This is a genomic window from Spirochaetia bacterium (assembly GCA_022482625.1).
Lineage (GTDB): Bacteria > Spirochaetota > Spirochaetia > Sphaerochaetales > Sphaerochaetaceae > Pleomorphochaeta.
This window is the reverse complement of the sequence record JAKVOU010000001.1, coordinates 1560788-1578846: the sequence shown is the minus strand read 5'-3', so window position 1 is coordinate 1578846 and position 18059 is coordinate 1560788. Positions and strand designations below refer to the sequence as shown.

Annotated in this window: 15 protein-coding genes; 4 read left to right on the top strand and 11 right to left on the bottom strand. The window is 44.1% G+C overall.

Annotated elements, in window-relative coordinates:
- Nucleotides 1-142: 142 nt before the first annotated feature.
- From pgmB to LKE40_07160, 8 genes are all read right to left on the bottom strand, one after another.
- Entirely contained in the window at nt 143-802 is a 660-nt protein-coding gene (gene pgmB, locus LKE40_07195) for a beta-phosphoglucomutase (GenBank protein MCH3917234.1), read from the bottom strand.
- A complete protein-coding gene (locus tag LKE40_07190; protein MCH3917233.1) occupies nt 799-3087 on the bottom strand; it encodes a family 65 glycosyl hydrolase in 2289 nt (762 codons plus the stop codon). Before LKE40_07190 ends, pgmB begins: the two co-directional genes overlap by 4 nt.
- Entirely contained in the window at nt 3084-3932 is an 849-nt protein-coding gene (locus LKE40_07185; GenBank protein MCH3917232.1) for a carbohydrate ABC transporter permease, read from the bottom strand. Before LKE40_07185 ends, LKE40_07190 begins: the two co-directional genes overlap by 4 nt.
- Entirely contained in the window at nt 3929-4810 is an 882-nt protein-coding gene (locus LKE40_07180; GenBank protein MCH3917231.1) for a sugar ABC transporter permease, read from the bottom strand. Before LKE40_07180 ends, LKE40_07185 begins: the two co-directional genes overlap by 4 nt.
- A gap of 72 nt (nt 4811-4882) precedes the next feature.
- Nucleotides 4883-6127 carry an ABC transporter substrate-binding protein gene (locus LKE40_07175; protein ID MCH3917230.1) on the bottom strand — a complete coding sequence of 415 codons (1245 nt, stop codon included), beginning with the start codon at nt 6125-6127 and terminating at the stop codon, nt 4883-4885.
- Nucleotides 6128-6401: 274 nt separating this feature from the next.
- The gene (locus LKE40_07170; protein ID MCH3917229.1) at nt 6402-7382 is read right to left on the bottom strand and encodes a LacI family transcriptional regulator; all 981 of its coding nucleotides are present in this window, start codon (nt 7380-7382) and stop codon (nt 6402-6404) included.
- Between the two features lie 196 nt (nt 7383-7578).
- The gene (ftsH, locus tag LKE40_07165) at nt 7579-9483 is read right to left on the bottom strand and encodes an ATP-dependent zinc metalloprotease FtsH (protein MCH3917228.1); all 1905 of its coding nucleotides are present in this window, start codon (nt 9481-9483) and stop codon (nt 7579-7581) included.
- 89 nt (nt 9484-9572) lie between these two features.
- On the bottom strand, nt 9573-10142 hold the full coding sequence (locus LKE40_07160; GenBank protein ID MCH3917227.1) for a TetR/AcrR family transcriptional regulator: 570 nt from the start codon (nt 10140-10142) through the stop codon (nt 9573-9575).
- A gap of 168 nt (nt 10143-10310) precedes the next feature.
- Between LKE40_07160 and amrB the strand changes: the two genes are divergently transcribed.
- From amrB to LKE40_07140, 4 genes are all read left to right on the top strand, one after another.
- Nucleotides 10311-11129, top strand: coding sequence for an AmmeMemoRadiSam system protein B (gene amrB, locus LKE40_07155; GenBank protein MCH3917226.1), 819 nt, complete (start codon nt 10311-10313; stop codon nt 11127-11129).
- Nucleotides 11126-11650, top strand: a complete 525-nt coding sequence (gene amrA / locus LKE40_07150; protein MCH3917225.1) for an AmmeMemoRadiSam system protein A — start codon at nt 11126-11128, stop codon at nt 11648-11650. Before amrB ends, amrA begins: the two co-directional genes overlap by 4 nt.
- A complete protein-coding gene (gene amrS, locus LKE40_07145) occupies nt 11647-12609 on the top strand; it encodes an AmmeMemoRadiSam system radical SAM enzyme (GenBank protein MCH3917224.1) in 963 nt (320 codons plus the stop codon). The genes amrA and amrS overlap by 4 nt, the downstream gene beginning before the upstream one ends.
- A gap of 368 nt (nt 12610-12977) precedes the next feature.
- Entirely contained in the window at nt 12978-13763 is a 786-nt protein-coding gene (locus tag LKE40_07140) for a class I SAM-dependent methyltransferase (GenBank protein ID MCH3917223.1), read from the top strand.
- 102 nt (nt 13764-13865) lie between these two features.
- Here LKE40_07140 and LKE40_07135 read toward each other — a convergent pair whose 3' ends face one another.
- Genes LKE40_07135 through LKE40_07125 form a run of 3 tightly spaced genes read right to left on the bottom strand, consistent with a single transcriptional unit; the run spans nt 13866 to nt 18020 of the window.
- The gene (locus LKE40_07135) at nt 13866-16283 is read right to left on the bottom strand and encodes a glycoside hydrolase family 2 protein (protein MCH3917222.1); all 2418 of its coding nucleotides are present in this window, start codon (nt 16281-16283) and stop codon (nt 13866-13868) included.
- A 20-nt stretch (nt 16284-16303) separates the two neighbouring features.
- The gene (locus tag LKE40_07130) at nt 16304-17134 is read right to left on the bottom strand and encodes a carbohydrate ABC transporter permease (GenBank protein MCH3917221.1); all 831 of its coding nucleotides are present in this window, start codon (nt 17132-17134) and stop codon (nt 16304-16306) included.
- Entirely contained in the window at nt 17127-18020 is an 894-nt protein-coding gene (locus LKE40_07125; GenBank protein ID MCH3917220.1) for a sugar ABC transporter permease, read from the bottom strand. The genes LKE40_07130 and LKE40_07125 overlap by 8 nt, the downstream gene beginning before the upstream one ends.
- Between the last annotated feature and the right edge of the window lie 39 nt (nt 18021-18059).

Below are 18059 nucleotides of genomic sequence, written 5' to 3'. Positions count from 1 at the left end.
TTTATTTACAATTTATGACTTGATAGCTAGAGCCGTTTGCCTTTTTCTTTGGGCTATACAGTACTATATAGCTGGTAATTTACAAAGACAAAGATATCCTGCCATAAGTGCAATGGCTCAATAATGGGTATTGATGTCAATATTATGAATTCAATGCGGAAAATTTGCTATCGATTGAAAGAATGTCGGCAAATGATTCAGCATGCTGTATATCTCTGGGCAGTTCTTTTTCATGGAGTCGATAGGCAATAGGAAGCATGCCGCCTCTTAGGGCTGCCTGGATACCTGCTACGGCATCTTCGACTACAAAACAATCAGATGGAAGATAACCAAGCAGATGAGCAGCAATGAGGAATACTTCAGGGTCCGGTTTGCTCTTGCTGATCATGGTACCGTCTACGATGGCATCAAACAGGTCCGTAATTTCCAGTCGATCGAGAATAAGCCTGGCATTCTTACTTGAGGAACCGATGGCCATTTTCCGTCCTTCTGATCGGAATGATCCCAATGTGTGTTTGACTTCTGGTTCAAGATCTGCTGGTGTAAGCTGCATGAGGGATGCGCGATAGTACCCATTTTTCTTTTCCATGGCTTCTTCAAGTGATGACTCTGGCAATTGACGGTGATTTGCCTCAAGAATGATTTCCAGACTGTTGCGTCTGCTTACTCCACGTAGCTTGTCGTTCAGTGTCCGATCAAAATCCAGGTGCAGTTCATCGGATATCCTTTTCCAAGCTTGGAAGTGGAATTCATCAGTATGGCAGATGACCCCGTCCAGATCAAAGATCCATGCCTTGTTCATTTGTTGCTCCTTTGCTGAAGCTGAAAGGAAATTTTCTTTTCAGTGATTGTCCTTTCCTTGTCATAAAGGAAAATCTTCTGAATTGTTTTTTCTTCCAACCAGAGAGCTATTTCATCAAGATGGATATGGACATGCATATGCAAGTTCCGTAGCGTAAGGCAGAATGCATATCCCTTCCATGCTGTCGGCAGGTATGGATACAGGTATATGCCTGTTTCCTTGATACGCAGACCGGCGAATCCAAAGACGATGCAAAGGTAACTGCCCCCCATGTTCGCAGTATGGATACCATCCTTTGTATTCCCGTGGGTATTGTGGATATCGATTTCGATCGAATCCTTGAAATAGGCATAGGCTTTTTCATGTAACCCAAGCCGGGATGCCATGATGCTGAAGATACAGGGTGAAAGCGAAGAATCATGCGTGGTCAGACGTTCGTAGTAATCGTATGAATGGAGCATGGTGGAATAGCTTGTGTATTCTTCATAGAGATAATGTGCAAAGACTGTATCAGCCTGCTTGCAGACCTGGTGGTTGTACAAAGTCAACGGATGGTAGTGCAGCAGCAGGGGAAACTTTTCCTTGGGGGTAGCCTTGATATCCCATTGTTTTTTTTGCAGGAAGCTATCGTCCTGCAGGTTGATATCCAGATCTTTGTCATAAGGCAGGAACATAGCCTGTTCAGCTTTTTCGAATGCAGCTATTTCTTCTTCACAGATACCTGTAGCCGCTATGGCTGCCGTTGCCTTTCCTTCCTTGGACAGCATACGATACAGCTTTACCGCCCAGTGGAAATCATACTTCGCAGATACATTTGTATAATAGTTGTTGTTTACCAGACAGGTATATTCATCAGGACCTGTCACGCAGTTGATCATGAACTGTCCCTTGAAGAAGTTGCCGAGCTCATACCAGAAACGAGCTATTTCCAGGAGCATTTCCAGACCTTTTTCCTGCATGAAGTCTATATCATCTGTAACAAGGTAGTACAGAATCAATGCATAGGCAACCGCTCCGTTGATATGATACTGAGCTGTCCCTGCGGGAAAGAATCCTGAGCATTCTTCTCCGTTGATGGTTCTCCAGGGATACAAGGCCCCCTTGGAATAGCCAAGGAACCGTGCATTCTCCCTTGCCTTGTTCAGGATGGTGTATCGATATTCCAGTAAATTCTTCGAAATCTTTGGCTGAGTGAGCGTAAAGAGCGGCTGTACGAACATTTCCGTATCCCAGAAGTAATGGCCTTCATAGCCTTCGCCTGAAAGTCCTTTTGCAGCAAGATGCGATATGCCGTCTTTACCGACAGACTGCAGAAGTTCATAAAGATTGAAACTCAAGCCTTCGTCAAGGATTTCGTTGCCTTCGATTTCGCAGGAAGAATATTTCCAGAAGGCGGAGAGGTATGCCTTTTGTTCCGCAAAGAGCTGTGGAATACCAGCCTGCCTGGCATCACTGAGAAATGCTTCGGCAGTTTTTAGGGGATCTTTCCAGCGACGGCTGTCAGTACATACTACCAGACGTGTCAACAGTAACTCTTCATTACTCTTGGCACTGAAGGAAACAGCACGCGAAATTGCAGCAGTACTTTCCTTTTCCGTGGAAGAAAGAATCGGCAGTGAGAAGGTATCATATACAATCGTTGCTACTGTAATGCCACTTCTTGCTGTACTGGTGACAATCTTGGACAAGCCGTCTTTGTAGGTGACTTCCTGCGGCAGCATATGCTGGACAGATACTGATGCAAGGCGTGGGTCATCAGGATCACTGAAATTATGTACGTTGCAGTCATGCTCTGTCTCAAAGCGGAAAAGCGTTGCCTGGTCGCAGATGACACGATATTGAAGGACAAAAAGAGGAAGCCGGGTAAACGATGCCATGCGGGTTACAGCTACATTGACTTTTTTGCCAGCCTTGCTTTTCCATGTGAGTGTCCGTTTGGTAAAACCTCCGTCCATATCCAACGATCGTTCTCCATGCCAATCTGCAGCAGTAGACGGAGTACAGAGTTCTCCGTCCGCATATAACCTGACGGTCTGTATGTCGGCAATATTTACAAGAGTTTCCTTTTTGTTGGCCAGGCCATAGAGTGGTTCGGCCTGAGGCATATCGACTATATCATATACACCGTTGAGATAGGTTCCCCTGAGTGTCTCATGAAAACTCCCTTCTTCCATGGAACCCCGGACTCCCAGATACCCGTTGGCATTGTGAAACAACGTTTCTTCCAGCTCCAGTTCTTTCTGGTCGAGCTTTCCCTGTCTTTTCCGAAATATATGTCGTTTCATTTCACAGCTCCGGTAACGATGCCTTTTACGATGTATTTCTGTGCACAGAAGTAGAACACGATGACAGGGATGATGGTCATGGTCAAACCTGCCATGGCTTCGTTCCATTGGATGGTAAAGACACCGAAAAATGAACTTGTGGAAAGAGGAATGGTTCTCAAAGCTTTGTCATTCAGCACCAGGGAAGGCAGGAGGTAATCATTCCATATCCAGATGATATCGAGGATCATGACGGTGATGGTAGTTGACTTGAGCATTGGAAAGACAATTTTCCAAAATACGGAAAAACTGGAACAACCATCGATGGTTGCTGCTTCTTCCAGGGAAACGGGAATGGTCTTGACGAAACCGCTATAGAGAAAAACTGCCAGGGACATACCGAATCCTATGTACATGAAAATGATGCCTCGGTATGTGTTCAATACACGGAGTCCAAGGAATTGCTTTGACCATTTCATCATCTGTACCAGTGGCATCATAAGTGTCTGGAATGGAATGAGCATAGTGGCAACAAAGAGAAAGAACAGGAAGCGGCTTAGCTTGGTATTTTTCCTTGTGATCATCCATGCACACATGGCGGAAAACGTAATGATGAATAGCAAAGAAATGACAGTAATGAAGACTGAATTTCCCAATGCGTTGAGAAAACTCATTTTTCTTGCTGCTTCTGCATAGTTTTTCCATAGGGCATGATGTGGGAGAGCAATCGGATTCATGTATAGTTCAGCACGGTTCTTGAATGAATTGATGGCCATGATGAAAAGTGGATAAATGAACAGAATACCAAGGGCAAGTACGAATATGGAGTACATGATTTTCCCGAAATTCCGTTGTGACCGTGTCATAGCTGTACCTCCTTTCTCTTGGTAATTGCTACCTGTGTAAGTGTTATAGCTGCGATAAACAGGAAGAAGATGATAGCTTTTGCCTGCCCATAGCCGAAATGGCTGAAGGAGAATATTTCATTGAAGATGTTCATGGCAAAGAGTTCTGTAGAAGTACCGGGGCCTCCGTTTGTAAGTGAGAGGTTGGTATCATACATCTTGAAACAATTCGAAAGCGTATAGAATGTACAGATGGTTACCGATGGCATGATCAGAGGCAATGTGATGGAGAAAAAACGCCGTACTCTGCCTGCTCCGTCTATGATGGAGGCTTCTATGACTTCATCAGGTACGGATTGGATACCTGTAATGTAAATAATCATGACATATCCTGCCATCTGCCATGTAATGACAACGACCAATGCCCACAGTGATGCCGTGGGATCGAGCAACCAGTTGAAGAACAGTTTTGTCCATCCTGTTTGTTCCCCTATTGCCTTGAAGGTATCTGAAAGGATGAATTTCCAGATATAGCCGAGGATCAGGCCACCGATCAGGTTTGGCATGAAGAAAAGCGTACGGGCTACTGTGTTGATTTTCAGTTTTGTCGTTACCATGAGGGCAAACAATAGACCGAGGATGTTGATGAACAGGACTGACAGTACCGTGAAGATGATTGTATGGACGGCACTGCTGCCGAAACGTACATCAGAGAACAGTTGTCGGTAGTTTTGCAATCCTACGAAGGTAGTCTTGCTTGTTGCCAGTCCATTCCAAGAGACGAAGGAATATCCGATACCGATGAAGAACGGTATGATTACAACAAAAATAAATGCAAACAATGCAGGAAAGACGAACAGGAAATACCAGAATTTTTCCTGTTTCTTGTTTGTTACCATCATAGGTCATGCTCCGGAAAAACTAATGGGGAAAAAGACCCGCCTCGCACGGGGCGGGTCGAACTGAAAGATTTATTTCTTGAGGCGAGCCTGATATGCATCATCAAGCTTGTTTACAAAATCAATTCCACTCATGCTCTTGTCAGTCAGGAACTCTTGGGTAAGCGGAGCAAAGTCAGAATTGATGATATTCATCGGCCAATCATTGAGTACCCAGGGGATGGTATTTCCTGAGCCAGCAGCCTTTGCAACATCGGCACTCAGTGGATCAAGTGAATCAGTCGGTATATTAGACATAGCCGGAACGAACTTGAACTGGTTGACTACGTAGTCCATACCTTTCTTGGAAGTGTAGAGCCAATCAAGGAACTGCAGGGCCTCTTTTTGCTTTGTTTCGGAGACCTGGGAATTGACAACCCAATAGTATGGGACGGAAACCGCAAGTTTCTTGTTGCCAAGCAACGGCAAGGCCTTGAGGTCCATCTTGAAGTTGACATTGTAATCCTTGAACATGGTATAGCACCAGTTGCCTTGGTGGATCATTGCTGTCTTGCCGGTAGCGAAGTCTCCGCATGAGCGATCATAGTTGATTTCCATCGGATTTGTGCATTTGCTGCGGATCAGTTCCATAAGTTTTGCAAAGGCCTGGAATTCCTTTTGATCTGCAAGTCTTACGCCGCCTTTCTCATATTTGGCGATAAAAGCATCGGGATCGTCCATAATGGCAAACGGGGTGTTGAGAATATGTCCGATAAGGAAATAAGATTCTTGGCTTAATCCGAGTGGATTCTTTCCTTCAGCGGCAAGTCTGTTAATCGCTTTGAAGAATGCGTCTTGGGATGCAAGGTCATCATCGCTGACCATGCTGTCATTTACTACCAAGCCGAAACCTTCTACATTATATGGCACTCCTACATTCTTGCCATTTTCCTTCAGGGACAAAGAGTCCGGAATATATTGCTGTACCTTGCTGCTGCTGATATCGGCCAGATAGTCCTTGAGCTGGTCTGCTTGGACACCCGGAGTCACAGTGAAGATAGTCGGTACTTCATCTCCTGCAAGTTTCAGGCGAAGCTGTGTCACATAGCTGTCTCCTGAAGTTTCCCAGATTTCTACTGGTATGCCGGTTTCTGCAGTAAAGTCCTTGACTGCTGCCTGCAGTTGGTCAGTAATCTCTACCTTGGACTGGAAGATGATTATTTTTTGGTTTTCCTGCTGGGATGTTTCGCTTGTTGATGTTGTTTCCTGAGTACCTTGGGCAAACAGGAAGCCTGCGGTCAGCAATCCAAGTAAAATTAGATATAACTTTTTTAACATATGCCAAAACTCCTTTTATGTTGATAAAAATTTACTTTCATTTTAACTTGATTTAACATACTGTCAAGTGAAAAAAGGAGATTAATTCAATTTACTTGCTTTTACAGCCTATATTTATGTAATTTTATTATAAAATAAATAAATATTTTATGTAAAATTAATGTTATGTAAGAAAAACAAATATATGATATTTTACTACATAATGAGAGATTTTATACTCTACTCTATATATAGAATAGAATTAATTATAAAAAAGGATTGTTCTATACTTCGATTAACGTTTTGTAGTAGAACCACGCCAGATAAGTTTTGCTTTTATTCGGAATGTATCTCTGTTCATGGCACCTTCAATATTCCCTACCAATGCTTGTGCAGCCAGGTAACCACGTTCGTAATCAGGAATATCTATTGTCGTAATATCATTGTATTCTGCAATAAGGTTGTTATCAAAACCTGTGACAGATATATCTTTGCCGACTATCAGTTCATTCTGATTGAATGTCTTGATGGCTCCCATGGCCATGTTGTCATTGGCACAGACAAGCACATCCGGCGGATTTTCTGTCAGCAGAAGAATCTGCGCGGCTCTGATGCCGCTGTTTTCATGCCAATCACCGGCAATGTATCCATCTCGTGTAAAAGTGATCCCATTGTCTTTGAGAGCATCGATAAATGCTTGAAATCTTTCTTTGTTGTCTTCACTGCCTTCGATACCTCCCAAGAAGGAAAAAGTCTTGAGCCCCCGTTTGGCAAGTGTATTGACCAGCTCATACATGGAATCATAATTATTCACCAATATGCTCTTTATATAAGGACTTGCAGATGTCCTGTCCAGTACTACCACAGGATATGTTTCATTTGCTTTTCGCTCCAGGATCTGTGAAGGTAGTTTGCCATCCAAGGCTATGCACCCGCTGGTCATGGACGGTTCCATGTATTTTTCACATACCCGTCCTGTACAGATGAGCAGTTCATAATCATGGGCGTATGCATAGTCATGGATGCCATGGATGACTTCAAGGTAAAAGGAACGATCGAAATCACTGAAAGTAAAGAGCAGGGTCCTTGTTTTTCCTTTTTTTGCAAGCCGTCCGTTTTTGCTTTGGTTGTAGCCATTTTCCCGGCAAATGGACAGGACTTTTTCTCTCATTGCTTTGCTGACATTTGATTTCTCATTGAGTACATTTGAGACTGTTGCAGGTGAAGTACCTGCAAGCTTTGCAATTTCTTTTACACCGATCATACTGCCAAGCATACGGTCTTTTATCAAAAAATCAATACTTTTACGTATAAACTATGAAAAAATATTGGCTATACTGAGTAAAATCTACTAGAAAATTTTCAATGTCTAGGATATGTCCAGATAAAAAAAACTCATTCTGCAGTGGGATTTTCATGTCGGAATACACGGCAGAATGAGATAACCAGATGTTTTCTGGCAGTAGGAGAATTTATGCCTCTTCTTCTTTGGTCGTAGGCGCCTTGTCTGAGACTTCTGTATCCGGCAGTTCCTTTTCCTTGTTGAGAATTTCCATGAACTGCTTGCCTGTTATCGTTTCTTCTTTCAGCAGATAAGCAGCAAGTTCATCAAGTTTCTGCCTATGGGAAGCAAGTAGCTGCTTTGCCTTCTCATATTGTTTCTGTACTTCTGCGATGACCATCTTGTCAATCTGAGCTGCTGTATCAGCGGAACAGGCAAGGGAGGTATCTCCTCCTAGATATTGGTTGGTGACGGTTTCCAAGGCTACCATGCCGAATGCATCGCTCATACCGAATCTGGTGATCATTGCCCTTGCAAGTTTCGTTGCCTGCTCAATATCATTTGAGGCTCCTGTGGTGATGGAATGGAAGACGATTTCCTCAGCTACCCTGCCGCCTGTGAGTGTTGCGATCTTGTTTTCAAGTTCTTCCTTGCTCATCAGGTTATGTTCGGTTTCATCAACCTGCATCGTATAACCCAGTGCCCCGCTGGTCCGTGGTATTATTGTAATTTTCGATACAGGGGCACTGTTGGTCTGAAGCGCAGCAACAAGTGCATGTCCGATTTCATGATAAGAAACGATTTTTCTTTCTTCATCCGAAAGTACTTTGTTCTTCTTTTGGTAACCGGCTGCTACAACTTCAATGCTTTCTTCAAGATCCTGTTGGCAGACTTCATTCCGTTTGTTCCTTACGGCTCTGAGAGCTGCTTCGTTGATGATATTTGCAAGTTCTGCACCACTCATTCCTGTTGCTGCCAATGCTATTGCCTTGAGGTCTACCTCGGAAGCAAGATGCACATGCTGGGCGTGGACTTTCAGAATGGCTTCACGGCCGATGAGATCCGGCAATTCCACAGGAATCCTTCGGTCGAAACGGCCAGGCCTCAGCAAGGCGGGATCGAGACTTTCAGGACGGTTCGTTGCAGCCAGGATGACGACACCTTTGGATGGATCAAATCCATCCATTTCAGTAAGCAGTTGGTTCAAAGTCTGTTCACGTTCATCGTTACCGCCCAGGCCGCCACCGTTCCTTTTCTGTCCGATTGCATCGATTTCGTCAATGAAGACAATACAAGGAGCTTTTTCATTGGCTTGCTTGAACAAGTCTCTTACCTTCGCTGCACCCATACCAACGAACATTTCAACGAATTCAGAGCCACTTATGGAGAAGAATGGTACGTTTGCTTCCCCTGCAACAGCTTTTGCAAGCATTGTCTTACCGGTTCCAGGAGGTCCTACCAGCAGAGCTCCTTTCGGTAGATTTGCTCCTATTGCCCGGTATTTGTCACCATGCTCAAGGAAGTCAACTATCTCCCGTAACAGATCCTTTGCCTCTTCTTCGCCTGCGACATCCTTGAATTTGATACCTGTGCTGGAAGGGACATAGACCTTTGCATTGCTTTTTCCGAATTGCATGGCATTGCCAAGACCTCCCATGCCGCCCATACGGTTTGCCATCATTCTTCCGATGAAGATGAAAAGGAGAATCGGGAAGATCCATGTAAGCAGGAAAGAAGCAAGGGGTGAAAGTTCTTTTGGAGCTACCCTGCCGAAGGAACAGCCTGAGGCATAGAGCCGGTCTACCAGTGTAGGATCTTCAAAGGTCGTTGTCTTGTAGAGCTTTGTGGTATCTGATTGGACTCCGGACAAATTTGTATCTGTCTTGCTGGTAAAATAGATTTCGTTCTCTTCTACCTGTACAGTCTGGATTTCCTTTTTGTTGAGCATTGAAAGGAAAGTCCCGTAGTCAACTGTCTCTATATTGCGCTGTGCTACCATAGGTACAACCAGCAGATTGAGCAGCAGGATTACGAACAGTACCCATATGTAGTATCTGATAAGTTTGTTGTTGTCAGGCTTCTTTACTTCATTCATGGCCGTATGACAGAAAAATTTTCCTGCCAGAACCTCCTAGACGTGATTTTCAGAAAGAAAAAACTTTCTGTTATGTTATATTTTACAGATTAAAATCTGTCATGCAATCCATTTAAGCAAAGGTCGATAGCTGTCTGTGCTGTTTCTTCAAGGCTGTCTGCAGCGTATGGTTGTCTCAACCATGAAAGTATGATGAGACTGATGGTAGAACTGATGAACAGGGCATAGCGTTCAGCTTCTTCTCTTTTTGCTACCGGCAGGGCTTCTTTCAGTTTCACTGCAACACTGTCGGCTGTGGCAGCGACAAGATTGAATTCCAAGCGATAACTTTGTGCTGTAGCGGCAATGTTTCGCATATAATCGAGATCAAGGGGCGCAGAGGTAATGCTTTCTGCAAGCTTGACAAGGAATGATCTAAGGTCAGTAAAAGGAATTTCCTTGATGCTGTCTTCTATGTTCTTCAGTTGTTCTGCGTTGAAATCTTCCAGGACTTCTCCGATTGAATGAAAATGCAGATAAAAGGTTTTTCTACAGATACCGGCCTTTGCCGTAAGTTCAGTTATGGTAATCTTTTCAATTGGCTTCTTATCCAACAATCGGAATAAAGCCAGTCTTATAGCTTTCTGTGTCTTGACCAATCTTATATCGTTTTTTCTCATGATGTCCCTTTTTTACGAATATGTATACAAATGTAGATACAGTCGTGTATTCCCAAAATACCAACAAAAAATTGAATCGGCAATCTTATGGAGAAAGTTTTTGTCTTGTACGGTAAATTGCTTAGGTCTTTTTGCTCTTGTCTGTACATTTTGTGGTATACTGCCTGCATGATACGAAAACAAAGATTTGCCGGTACGTGGTATCCTCGTGATAGGGCTTCGTTGGAAAAGATAACACATTTGGATGCAGTGGAAGACCCGAAAGTACGCTTTGGTGTTGTTCCCCATGCAGGGCTTTTCTATTCGGCTCCGTTGATTCGTTTGTTTTTTTCTGCATTGGAAAGTGACATAGACAAATTGGTAGTCATTGCTCCTTCCCATTATTTTGCACTGCCGTCTGATATCCTTGGTAGCGGCAGTTTCAGCGCTTTTGAGACTCCGTTAGGATATGTAGAGGGTTTTTCTCTTTCTTGTTTTGATGGTGGCTATGAAGAAGTGACAGCGGCCGAACATGCTGTGGAGATGATTCTTCCCTTTGCAGTGGCAAGGGGAAAGCTGTTTCTCTGTGTTGCCCATGTCAATGATTTCACTGATGCTGCCATTGCGACTGGATATGCTGAGAAAATTCTTGCTGCCATTGATACACATACGGCTGTACTTGCAAGCAGTGATTTTACCCACTATGGGATCAACTTCGGTTATGTCCCCTATGGAAATACGGTCAACGGACAGGTTGAGGAACGGGTACGGGAGTATGACAGGGATATGGCAGAACGGTTTTGCAGAGGTGAAGGTCTCAGTGCCTATTCCTTGGCCAAGAAACAGCATTCTACTATCTGTGGCATTGCACCGATGCTGGTGGTATCGGAAATTGCGAGACTTGCCGGTTACGAGGGACAGGTCGCCGGTCAGGCTGATTCATTGGAAAAATCCGGTAGTGAAAACAACTTCGTATCGTACGTAACGATTCTGTGGAGGCATGCATGACGACGGAGGAAAGAAAGGTATTGCTTGAACTTGCAAGGAATGCCGTGAAAGAACACTTGGGATTGCCCTTCAAAGAGCCTGAGATCAAAGGCTTGGAAGAGAAAAGGGGAGCTTTCGTGACACTCAATGAGGGAAAGGACCTGAGAGGGTGTATCGGGTACATCATCGGTATCAAGCCGCTGTATAAGCAGATTCCCATGCTTGCCGTAGAAGCTGCCTTTGCTGATCCGAGGTTCCCCCCTGTCAGAAAAGAAGAGTATTCCCTTCTGTCATTCGAGATTTCGATTCTTTCCGTACCCAGAACAATTGCAGAACTGGATGAATTCGTCTTGCACCGGGACGGCATTATTCTGACAGTCGGTTCGTATCGTGCCGTATTTCTTCCTCAGGTTGCCGATGAGACAGGGTGGTCAAAGCAGGAAATGCTTGATGCCTTAAGCAGAAAGGCGGGTTTGCCTGCTGATGCATGGAAAAGCAGGAATGCCATTTTCCAGACATTCACTGCGGAGGTTTTTTCATGAATTGCAATTTTTGTTTTCGGCATTGTAGTATCCCTGAAAAAGGAAGAGGTTTCTGCAAGGTCCGTCAGGTCCGTGCGGGGAAACTTGTAAGTATCAATTATGGTTATCTGGAAGCTTTGTCAGTAGACCCGATGGAAAAGAAGCCACTCTATCATTTCCTACCTGGTACCAGAACTCTTTCAGTTGCAGAACCCGGTTGTAATTTTTCTTGTGATTTTTGTCAGAATTGGCAATTGTCACAGGAAGAAAGAGCTGCTGGGGCAACGTTTGTTGCTCCTCAGAAACTGGTTGATCTTGCAATCGAGCAGCAAGTTCCTTCCATCAGCTTTACCTATAGTGAACCGATTGTATGGCAAGACTATATGCTTGACTGTGCCGTATTGGCAAAAGCCAAGGGATTGCGGACAGTCATGGTTACCAACGGCAGCTTTTCTCCTGAAACGCTTCCTATGATTTCAAGGCTCATTGATGCTTTTAACATTGATCTTAAGGGGGATGGAAATTACTATCGGACAATCTGCAAGGGAGAGCTTGCCCCTGTACTGGATGGGATTGCCTACTTGGTTGCACAGAAATGTCATGTCGAAGTGACGACATTGCTGGTCGAAGGTATCCACGATGCGGCTATGGTAAGCAGACTTGGCAAAGAGCTTTATCAACGTGGTGTGCAAGTCTGGCATCTGTCCAGGTTTTTCCCTATGTACAAAATGCAGGATCGTCATGCAACAAGCGAGTCTTTCCTTGCTGATATGCTCAAAGTGGCGAGAGGAGCTGGAATTCCGTTTGTCTACGGTGGCAACACCAGTGGAACGACGGCAACATACTGTCCTTCGTGCCACAAGATGCTTGCATCTGACCATGGCTATGACGGGAGCGCCGGCCTGGAATTTAGAAAGAATCTTGATGCAAGCGGCCATTGTGTTTCCTGCGGTGCTCAGATTTATGGGGTATTTGCTTGAAATCCAATTTCAAGGATCGTATCTGCGTAAGAAAAAGAATGCAGTTTGTCAATAGTCAAAAAAGGCTGGGGATAGGTGAGTCTTCCTTATGCCTGTTCCTTTGCACTATGACTTTAGAAACTTGGGGAAAATCTTCATCTGTTTTCCGATTTTTTATGTTGTCATCTTTCTGGATATATTTTGCCCGGAACGACCCTTGACTGTTTTTTTTCGTCATGCGATGTTCTTGGAATGAAGGAAACGATATCTGACTTGGAAAAACAGGTTTATCGTACAAGAGGGAATTTCATCAAGAGTCTTGCCGCAGGGCTGAAAACGAAGTATAAGTGCATGACGATACAGCATAGTATCAGGAGCTGAAGACAATGATGTCTCAGTTTGATTTTGATGGACAATCGTTCGATGGAATTGCAGGAGTATATGATGATGTCAGGCCAGGATATGGTACTGATGTGTATGCCTATATACATACTCTGAAACCATATGGCCGTGATTCCGATATATTGGAGATCGGAAGCGGAACAGGCATAGCAACAAGGGAAATTGCTGATTTCTGGAAAGCAAGGATAACTGCACTTGAACCAGGTGACCATCTGATTGCGAAGGCGAAAGAACGTCTTCGTACCTATCGGAACGTTGAACTGGTCAAGACAAGATTTGAAGATTTTGAAACCACGGAATTGTTTGACAGTATTTTTTCTGCAACAGCATTTCATTGGATTGATCCTGGAGTAAAATATGAAAAGGCTGCCTCATTATTGAAAGATAATGGCCTGTTGGCTATGTATTGGAACAATTTCAAGCTAAAAGATGAGAACATGCAGGATGTTGTGGAAGAAGTGTATGTTCGCCACGGTATGCAAGTCTATGATGAACCTGTCGAAGAAATCCAGAAAGAGAACATGCAGAGACGAATGGATGAAATAGGGTGCAGCGGATATTTCAAGCTTGTGGCTCATCAGTTGTTTCCCCATGTATTTGTCTATGACGCTGAGGCATACATAAAGCTTCTGCGGACCTTTTCTGACCATTCAAAGGGAAAAGTCCCGCAGATTGAGAAACTGTTCCAAGAGATAAAGGAACTTGTCCTTGAAGCAGGAAGCAAGGTGGATGTCTCAGTTGCGGTTGACCTTGATGTGGCGCAGGAAACCTGAGAGATGTCTTGTTGCCGGATGAAAAGGAAAATTTGATTGAAGGACTTTTCTTATGGAAAGCCGATGGGATACGAAGGTTGGTTTCTGCCGTAAATGTATGTTTCAATGGATATCATAGGCACTCCTTGCCTGGATTGTACTTGGATTACCTTTTATGATCTTCAATTGCCTTGTGCCACATTCCATATCGAAGAAATTGTCATCAAGCAAAAAATCTGAATCCGTGCTATAGACCATCACATACTTTGCATATGCCTCCGCACTGATGAAGATATCATTCCCATGCCGTTCGATTTTCAGATGGGGATCCTGGAACTGGTAATATTTTGGTTCTGTGAACAGCGTAGAAGCAGATATGGTCTTGCCTTCCTGCAGGAGTTCATAGTGAAAATGATATTGATAGATATCAATGCCCGTGAAATCAATCTTGGAAAACCATTTTGCAGACATCGCCGGTACAGAAACATTTTCTGTTCCTTCCTTCGATATAGTTGATTGTGCATCACGCAGATACCATCTGATGGAAGTTTCTATGTCATGCCGTGTTTCATTTGCAACTGACAGATGTACCGTTGCAGGAATATTCCCTTCATGTTCATCGACAGGACTGGACAATACTTCTCTTTCTCCTTTTTCTTCACAGCTGAGCAATACCGGAGCAAAGAATCTTCTTGCAAAATAATGCAAGGCCTTCCAACGTCCATAGTAATCTATTGAAGCCCATGAAATTACAGGCCAGATATCATTCAGCTGCCAATATATAGCCCCCATGCACCGGCCACGGTTACGTCTCCAATGTTCGACCCCGTACCTGATTGCTTCTGCCTGTAATATCTGGGAAGCATAAATAAAAATCGGCAGTGAATGAGGATACAGGAATTCCTTTGACATATAAGCTAATATCTTACTGTTTGCACTGCCGTTTCGTTGATGCATTTCCATAATCCGGGAGAAAATATTACGATCTTCCGGCAAAGTGAAGGATTCGACGGTCCTTTCATCAGGAAATGATTGGAATCCAAATTCGGAAACGAATCGGAACCAATATTTCCTGAACTCTGTAAATGGTACGTTCCCATGCCAGACTTCCCAGTAATGGACATCTCCCCGGTCTGGATCATTGGGCTTGTCAAAGCTTCCTCCTGAAGAGGGGGATGCTGGCCAGTAGGAAGTCACAGGGTCCAGTTCCTGCAGTATGTGGGGGATGAGATATTCATACATCTTGATGTAGGTTGCCCGGGTTTCGTCATTGCTTTCAAAGCCACCCTGGGCTTCGAACATTTCCATCTCATTGTTCCCACACCAGAGGCCCAAGGATGCATGATGACGGATCCTTTTTACGTTGTCTTCGATTTCGTGTGTTATGTTGTTTTCAAATTCAGTGTCAAAGGGATAATTTGCACAGGCAAACATAAAATCCTGCCACACGACGAGCCCCAGTTCATCACAGGCGTCATAGAATCCATCCGAAGGGTATATCCCTCCCCCCCACACACGGATTGAATTGAAATTGGCTTGTATGCATTGTGTCAGCAGGCATCTGGTCCGTTCATCCGTCATCCTGCTGAAGATCGAATCTTCAGGGATATAATCGGCTCCCATTGCAAAAAAATCTACACCGTTGACACAAAAACAGAAACTTTCGCCCCATCGGTCCTTTTTCCTTTTCAGATACAGGGTCCTCAGTCCTATTCGTTTGGATGCAGAAGCTACTGCATTTCCATCTTCCTTCAGTTCAGCTGTTACGGTATACAGTGGGTGGGATCCGAGTCCATTTGGCCACCATAGCTGTGGATTTTGAATGCAGAACCATTCCTTGTTTTTGAGTGAGAAGGTCTTTCCTTCCGGATCCGCAAGAGAAATCTGGATTGATGAATTCCCTGTTTGTTCTACCGCTACGGAAACAAAGACTTGTCCTGCCCTGTGCCTTTGCTTGATCGTCATGTCCTTGATGGAAGAAGAATTTTCTCCGATAAGACAGATACTGCGCCAGATTCCTGCATCAGGCAAGCGAGGTCCCCAGTCCCAACCAAACATGCAATGGGCTTTTCGCAAATACGGGAATCCCCGCATAGCTTCGAGGCTACCTCCGAAGTGTTTCTTCCTGTCTTGTTGCTGGATATATTTGACAGGGGAATGGCATACGATTGAAATAGTGTTTTCTTCTGGAAGTACATAACGGGAAATTTCAAATTTCCAGGTTCTGTGCATATTGTCGGCTTTTCCTGCCTGTTTGCCATTGATATAGATATCACAAAGGGTATCGAGGCCGTAACAGACAAGGAATTTTCTTTTGCACTGGCTTATTGCTTCTTCCAAATGAAAGGAACAGTCGAAGACATAATCTTCCTGCATCAAGTGCAGTGCTTCCGATTCATTGTCCCTGAAAAAAGGATCCGCCATTTTCTTTGCATCCAGGAGGAATGAATATACTGATCCTGGTATGGTACCGGTGGTAACTTCTTCTGGTTTGTCCAATGGATGCATGGTCCAAATTCCGTCAAGGCTTTGCGTAATCATTTTCCCTCCTATGGATTATATTACCCTTTAACTGCACCAGCAGTCATGCCTTCCATTATCTTTTTTGAAAAGAAACAGTAAAAAATAATCACAGGAAATACTGCAATGACCAGAGCTGTGACCAGATAAGGATAGTCAATGGTATACGTACCTGAAAACATTGTCAGCGCAACGGGAACGGTTCTCAGTCTGTCTGAGTTGATGAGGACAAGTCCGAAAGGCAGTTCATTCCAGGAGCTATTGAATGTCAGTATAAGTACCGTTACCAAAATCGGCTTACATAAAGGAAATATTATGGCCAGGATTGTATGGAAAATGCTGCTTCCCTCGATCATTGCAGCTTCTTCCATCTCACAGGGTATGCTCTGGACGAAGCTGTCGATAAGAAATATCGAGGTAGGTAATGCAAACGCAGTGTACGGCAGGGAAAGTGTCCAATAGTGGTTGAGCAATCCCATTTGCTTGAACTGGATAAAAACAGGGAGCAGCCATGCATATGTCGGTACTACCAATCCGAGCATGAAGAAACCGTAAATAAACCGCCTGCCCGAAAACCTATAACGAGACAAGAAGTAACCGGCAAGAAAAGCCAGGAGCAAGACAGCGACGATGGTAATGCTGGCTGTGATACAACTGTTCTTGAAGTATCGTCCGAATTTTGCCTGTACCAATATTTCCTGATAGTTGGTTATGATTGGCTTCTTTGGTAGAGCAAGGCTGCTTGCGATATATTCCTTGTTTGTCTTCAATGAGGTATACCCCATCCAGACTATCGGGAACAGGCACGATAGTGAAAAGGCAAAGACCAGAATGTTGATTATCAGCTTTGACAATGAAAATCTTTTATTCATAGCGTTTCCCTCCCAAGCCTTTCAGGGTCAGATAGGTTATCGCAAGTGAAATGATGATCATGATTATTGCCATGGCCGAGCCGTAACTTAATTTCATCATATCAAAACTTTGCCGATAGTTGTAAAGCGACATAGTCATTGTCTTTTGTGCTGGTCCACCACCGGTCAAGACGAAAATATGGTCAAATATCTTTAAAGTCCCTGATACACAAAGTATGACGGCAACCTTGAAAGTCGGGTAAATACATGGGAGCATGATCTTGAAAGACAGCTGCCATTGATTTGTGCCATCGATCTGTCCGCTTTCCAGGATGGATTTGGGGATGCTTTCCAAGGCTCCCAGCAACATGATCATATAGAGGCCGACATATTGCCAGATTACCGGAACGCACACTGAATATAGGACCAGGGAAGGGTTGTCAAGCCATAGGGGAATTGCATCTACCGGTATATGCAATACATGCGTCAATATTGCTGTCAGTACACCGAAACGATGGTTGTAGATGATTGACCAGACCAAACCGACGACAACCGGTGAGATGACGACAGGCAGAAAGATGACAGTCCTGTGGAAGCTACCCCATGCTACGTACATCGTAACCAGAAGTATGGCAACGATAAGGCCGAGACCTACCTGGCCGATAGTTACAATGGCAGTAATTTTCAGGGTAATCAGGACGGAAGACCAAAAACCCTTGTCCTTGAATAAAACAGCATAGTTCTTCAGTCCGATGAAATCTTTCCGGCTTCCACCGGTCCAATTCAGGAAACTGAATCGCAATGAGAAAAAAATAGGGAATACAAATACAAAAAAATAAAGTATAAGTATCGGCGCGAAAACCCTGATCAGGATACTTTTCTTTGGTGTCTTTAATACTTGACTCAACTTTATTCTCCTTCCCGTATGCGAGTTGCTCGCATACGG

Bases quoted from the DNA above. Each gene is read 5' to 3' on its own strand.
- LKE40_07160 (MCH3917227.1), bottom strand. From the start codon at position 10,142: ATGAGAAAAAACGATATAAGATTGGTCAAGACACAGAAAGCTATAAGA.
- LKE40_07170 (MCH3917229.1), bottom strand. From the start codon at position 7,382: ATGCTTGGCAGTATGATCGGTGTAAAAGAAATTGCAAAGCTTGCAGGT.
- LKE40_07175 (MCH3917230.1), bottom strand. From the start codon at position 6,127: ATGTTAAAAAAGTTATATCTAATTTTACTTGGATTGCTGACCGCAGGC.
- amrS (MCH3917224.1), top strand. From the start codon at position 11,647: ATGAATTGCAATTTTTGTTTTCGGCATTGTAGTATCCCTGAAAAAGGA.
- amrB (MCH3917226.1), top strand. From the start codon at position 10,311: ATGATACGAAAACAAAGATTTGCCGGTACGTGGTATCCTCGTGATAGG.
- LKE40_07190 (MCH3917233.1), bottom strand. From the start codon at position 3,087: ATGAAACGACATATATTTCGGAAAAGACAGGGAAAGCTCGACCAGAAA.
- LKE40_07135 (MCH3917222.1), bottom strand. From the start codon at position 16,283: ATGATTACGCAAAGCCTTGACGGAATTTGGACCATGCATCCATTGGAC.
- LKE40_07140 (MCH3917223.1), top strand. From the start codon at position 12,978: ATGTCTCAGTTTGATTTTGATGGACAATCGTTCGATGGAATTGCAGGA.
- LKE40_07130 (MCH3917221.1), bottom strand. From the start codon at position 17,134: ATGAATAAAAGATTTTCATTGTCAAAGCTGATAATCAACATTCTGGTC.
- LKE40_07185 (MCH3917232.1), bottom strand. From the start codon at position 3,932: ATGACACGGTCACAACGGAATTTCGGGAAAATCATGTACTCCATATTC.
- pgmB (MCH3917234.1), bottom strand. From the start codon at position 802: ATGAACAAGGCATGGATCTTTGATCTGGACGGGGTCATCTGCCATACT.
- LKE40_07180 (MCH3917231.1), bottom strand. From the start codon at position 4,810: ATGGTAACAAACAAGAAACAGGAAAAATTCTGGTATTTCCTGTTCGTC.
- ftsH (MCH3917228.1), bottom strand. From the start codon at position 9,483: ATGAATGAAGTAAAGAAGCCTGACAACAACAAACTTATCAGATACTAC.
- amrA (MCH3917225.1), top strand. From the start codon at position 11,126: ATGACGACGGAGGAAAGAAAGGTATTGCTTGAACTTGCAAGGAATGCC.